This window comes from bacterium, from assembly GCA_018812485.1.
In the GTDB taxonomy this organism is placed as follows: domain Bacteria; phylum JAHJDO01; class JAHJDO01; order JAHJDO01; family JAHJDO01; genus JAHJDO01.
Map to the genome: position 1 here is coordinate 1 of JAHJDO010000086.1, position 4,420 is coordinate 4,420.

Annotated in this window: 9 protein-coding genes; 1 reads left to right on the top strand and 8 read right to left on the bottom strand. The window is 32.2% G+C overall.

Annotated elements, in window-relative coordinates; translation table 11 throughout:
- From KKC91_06830 to KKC91_06855, 6 genes are all read right to left on the bottom strand, one after another.
- On the bottom strand, positions 1-216 hold a 216-nt coding region (locus tag KKC91_06830), incomplete at its 3' end, for a recombinase family protein (GenBank protein ID MBU0478265.1).
- Between the two features lie 98 nt (positions 217-314).
- Positions 315-1,124 (bottom strand): hypothetical protein, encoded by an 810-nt coding sequence (locus KKC91_06835; protein MBU0478266.1) that lies wholly within the window; start codon positions 1,122-1,124, stop codon positions 315-317.
- Positions 1,125-1,135: 11 nt separating this feature from the next.
- Positions 1,136-1,459, bottom strand: a complete 324-nt coding sequence (locus tag KKC91_06840) for a hypothetical protein (GenBank protein ID MBU0478267.1) — start codon at positions 1,457-1,459, stop codon at positions 1,136-1,138.
- Positions 1,434-1,691 (bottom strand): hypothetical protein, encoded by a 258-nt coding sequence (locus tag KKC91_06845; GenBank protein ID MBU0478268.1) that lies wholly within the window; start codon positions 1,689-1,691, stop codon positions 1,434-1,436. Before KKC91_06845 ends, KKC91_06840 begins: the two co-directional genes overlap by 26 nt.
- A 9-nt stretch (positions 1,692-1,700) precedes the next feature.
- Positions 1,701-1,919 carry a hypothetical protein gene (locus KKC91_06850; GenBank protein MBU0478269.1) on the bottom strand — a complete coding sequence of 73 codons (219 nt, stop codon included), beginning with the start codon at positions 1,917-1,919 and terminating at the stop codon, positions 1,701-1,703.
- Between the two features lie 4 nt (positions 1,920-1,923).
- On the bottom strand, positions 1,924-2,301 hold the full coding sequence (locus KKC91_06855) for a hypothetical protein (protein MBU0478270.1): 378 nt from the start codon (positions 2,299-2,301) through the stop codon (positions 1,924-1,926).
- 406 nt (positions 2,302-2,707) lie between these two features.
- Here KKC91_06855 and KKC91_06860 point away from each other — a divergent pair, with 406 nt between their 5' ends.
- Positions 2,708-3,679 carry a hypothetical protein gene (locus tag KKC91_06860; protein MBU0478271.1) on the top strand — a complete coding sequence of 324 codons (972 nt, stop codon included), beginning with the start codon at positions 2,708-2,710 and terminating at the stop codon, positions 3,677-3,679.
- Between the two features lie 73 nt (positions 3,680-3,752).
- Here the strand turns inward: KKC91_06860 and KKC91_06865 are convergent, their stop codons facing one another.
- Complete coding sequence (locus tag KKC91_06865; GenBank protein ID MBU0478272.1) at positions 3,753-4,016, bottom strand: hypothetical protein; 264 nt, start codon at positions 4,014-4,016, stop codon at positions 3,753-3,755.
- 105 nt (positions 4,017-4,121) lie between these two features.
- Positions 4,122-4,420, bottom strand: a 299-nt coding sequence (locus tag KKC91_06870) for a hypothetical protein (protein ID MBU0478273.1), incomplete at its 5' end; no start/stop codon positions are given.

The window sequence follows — 4,420 nt, forward strand, 5'->3', positions numbered from 1 at the left end:
GTTTATCTTTCTTGCTGTTACGTCCTGCATTAATTCTTCGAATGCAGGCCTTTTTGTGTCTTTTGCTGATATTCCCTCGTCTTTGTATGGTTTGTCTTTGTAAACCTCAAAATTCTGGGCTTTGCAGTACTGCCTTAATCTTTCTTCCTGTGTGTGCAGAGAATCTCTGTCAATCTGCATCGATGTTGAAACTCTGACATAAATTCCGGCTTTCATTAATCACCTCTTTTTATTTGTATTGTGTTGCTTAATTATAGGTGATGATTGGTGGGGGTGTCAAGAGGTGACTGTTAGGATATTTGAAGAGATAAAAACTAATTAAGAGTATTTGATTTCTTCCAACGTTCTTCAAAACTTTTCTTTAAAATTGGTAAAAATTTCTCTACTAAATTTTTAGGTAAGAAAACTACAAAAGATTCTTTATTACCTAAATCTTTAATACCATGGCCTACAATAACGAGAGCATTATCAGCAATTATATATCTATCATGTAGCTCATAATATTTGTCGTATTTTCTCATTTCTATATTTTTGAATTCTTTTCTAAATTGTTTAAGAGCGGTATCAAACAGTGCGATGTTTTTTCCTTCTTTATAACCTAAATTGCAAGACAAAAATCTAATTTTTCTTTTATTCCCAAATTTTTCTAATACATAAAGAGTCCCATGCCCATAGAAAGGATCAACTATGCAAAGGTCACCTTTTAATAGTTCAATAACTTTTGGGAAATTCTTATTTAGATCTGTCCATCCCTTTTCGCCAGTAAAGAATAACACCCTATCTTCTGTATTTTTTATGGAATGGTCTAAACTATCTTGCAGAAATTTTCTCCCAGGAGACATTATTTCATAATATGTTTTTCCGTTATCTTTGTCTATTTTTGCTTTTCCTTTTTTTGTCCCTGTGAAAGCATTTATTATGGCTCTTTCTTTTAAATCTATTTCCTTTAATTCTGCTAAAATATAACTGATCGTTTTGGCAGTAATTCTTCTAACTCGTGCCTTATCTTTTACTATTGCAAGAACCCATAATGCCTGGACTAAAGGTGGAAATCCCAACAGTTCTGGTTCAGCAGAGAGATCTTTATTTCTTAAGTTGTCAACTATTTCTTCTTTAGTACTCATTCCCATTTTATTCACCAAACATAAGCTTTGTGCTTTTTCCCGGATACTATCTTTGATGCCTTTCTCAGTTGCTTTCTTCCAGCTAGTCTTACCAATGCCACTGCAACTCTATTCAATTCACAATGATATTTTTTTGTAAGCTTCGTATGGGTTTCTCCTGCGATTTTAGGTTGGGAAAAGAAACCAATATCGCGTAATTCAATTATGTGGTCGGAAAGAGATTGTTTCCCTGCTTTTATTTTTGATTTCCTAGATTTACCAATCAATGCCTCTAATGCATATATCCTTTTTTCATGGTCTTTAAGAGTCTTACTTATTTTGTTTTCTTTTGACATTTTCTTCCTCTTCTATATAGGGGTGTTTCTGAACATAAGTATAATTTCCTTTCTTCCCTTTCTTAGTCAAGAATTTTGCATTTTTGAGTGCCATTCCAAGATTGTAATCAGTAAAATTATATCCGCGTTTTTCTAATTCTGCTTTAACATCATTAAAATTTTTCGGTTTTAGAAATATTTTCTCTTTCCATAGGGTTTTTAATGCCCCTGGAGCTGTTTTTGCGATTTTCATTTTTGTAACCTAAATAAAGTATTTATATCCCCCTGCTCCATCCTTTTTTCTCTGTATTTTATCCCTCCTTAATAGATAGAGCAGATTAACCCTTACATCTGCAAGTTTTGCGGTACAACCAAACTTATCTTTTAGTTCTTTCTTTATTCCCTCGGCAGTTTTGGGGTTCTTATTAACTATTTTCATTATTTTTTCTGATACACTTGTTTTTTGTTTCTTCTTTTTCATTTTATCACCTCTGAACATATACCCAATTACCTTCTTTATTTTTTAATCTCCCTAAATCGCCTTTTTTTACAAGGCGAATTAAAACTGGATAAAGGGTAGTAAGTGGATAATGGAAAGCTTCTTTCTTTAGGGCTTCCATAACTTCTTTTGCTGTTCTTTCTACTTTAAAATAACCCTCTCGTTTTAGTTTAAGAATCATTTGAGTGGCATTTTGTGGCTGTTCACCATGAATCTCTTTATCTCTAGTTTCTCTTGATGCACGAAGATGCGATGTCATTTCCTCTCTACGTTGAATGGCGTTGACAATATACTCAATAGTTTCTTTGTCGCTCTCGATAACTATTTCAGTCCCAGCTTTAGTTTTGACGGTAGCCTTTGGCATTTTACCTCCATATTATAAATATACGCAATAGTATATTACTACTTGTTGTTAAACCTGTCAAGTCAATTAAAAAGCTTTCTCGCAATCTTGAAAGTTAGATGATAGAAACAGTTTTATAATTTATCAGTCTCGGATGAAAGCTATCTGCACTAAAGATATTACCACGTCATATAAGTCGCTTTTATACGAATTATCTTCTTAAAATCAAACAATTATTTACATAATATCGTCCAGAATTAAAGGTTAGATAGGGGGATTTGTCAAGCTGGATGAGATGGGGGTTTGAAAAATAAGGTTCTTTCAGTCTGTCTATTCCCATTTTGGGCAAAGCCTTAAAACTAAAAAGTGAATTGCAAAAAGGAGATTAACGAATTATAATACCAACATATTAATTAAAGAAAAATAAATGAATTTCAAGCAAACATCAGAAAATATAGTTGGAATATTTTTTACACTATTAAAATTCTGTCTTCTTGGAATTTCTATATTAGTATTGGTTTTATTTTTATTTGAAGGAATAAAATTTTTATTGCCAGTCATTATTGGTGTTCTAAAACTTTCTTCTTCTGCATCGGTACAAGGGATACAACCTCAAAGTGCAGTTGAATCTACGCTTAACAGTGCTAATTTCGCACTTGTGTACATAACAATTCTATTTACCCTAATAGGTATAATCCTTGCTATTGTAAGTATTTGGTGGAATGGCAAACTAAACAGTCTAGAAAGATGCCATAGAGATTATAAGCAATTTATAAAAAATTCCCCATTGGAAACTAGGCTTACAACAGCTAAGATATTTGTTATACAAGAAAATTTTACTGAGGCGTGGGAAGCAATAAAAGATCTCCCTGATGATTTCAATTATGAAGTCCCACTATATAAAGCAAAAATTTCAATTGATAAACCACACGAACGTTCTATCTGCTTTACATTATTAAAATTTTTGGAGAAGGCAATTTCCTTTCCACGACTTACTCATGAAGCTAAATCAATGATATATAGAGAATTTAGTAGAGTCTATTTTAAAGAACAAGATTACAAAAAAGCACTGAGGTATGCAGAAAAAGCGATAAATGAAAACTTCACTCACTGGTCAGCTCACAATGCTAAGGCTTTAGCGTTAAGGCATCTAAATGAATTAGGGAAAGCAATCAAAACCCTAGAGAAAATTATTGAAAATGACAAAAGCTATGAAGCCGCATATTATAATTTGGCATGTTATTATTCTCAGAAATTTGTAAAAGATGCTAAGCAAAAAACAAGAGAGAGGGCAATTTCATATTACAAGGATGCAGTTAGACTCGAACCGAAAAATAAAGAAATAGCTAAAACCGACAGTGACCTAGATCCTATCAGGAATGATATAAAAGACTTGTAGCTATAGATTGTAAAAAAAAAGACTATCGCACTGATAGCCTTTTTAAAAAAATATACCCATATTGCTGATATTCCTACCAGGTATCTTTCTCCTCCATTTTTATATTCATACCCATCTCTTTTGTTAGCATTGGACTGTAAATATACCCTATAAGACCTTTTTTGTCAAGACCCAGTAATGAGACATAGGATGCTTCGCAATTATTCTCAAATTTCCTCTTAAGAAAGGAATACAGAGGTACATTTATTTTATCGTCTATTATTGTTATAAATCTTGATAAATCCCTGCATATCTTTCCCTTAAACTGCTCAAAATTTATTAAGTATTTGTTTATCATTTTTGTTCTACCATATATATGTCATTTAATAAATATTTTAACATACTTAATCTTATAAATGTTTTGTTTTTAAACTGATAAATCTTCAATTCTCTCAAATTAACTTCATACATGATACTCATCAATCTTGCGGTTGCTTTTATCCCTGTCATCTCTATTATCACTGTTTCCCCTGTTTTTCCTTGGATTGCGCTTAAGGATATTATCAATGCTATAGATATCATCGCTGTCATCATCATTATTGCTATCATCACTCTCATCGTTGTTATCATTATGATAATAATCAGAGCTCTTTTTGGGTTCAGATGGATTATTGAAAGAGGGCGGGGATTCTTTTCTGATTGCTGCTATTATTAATGCTATCAGAAACACAAAGCATTTCCCTATCCATCTCAGTATATGAA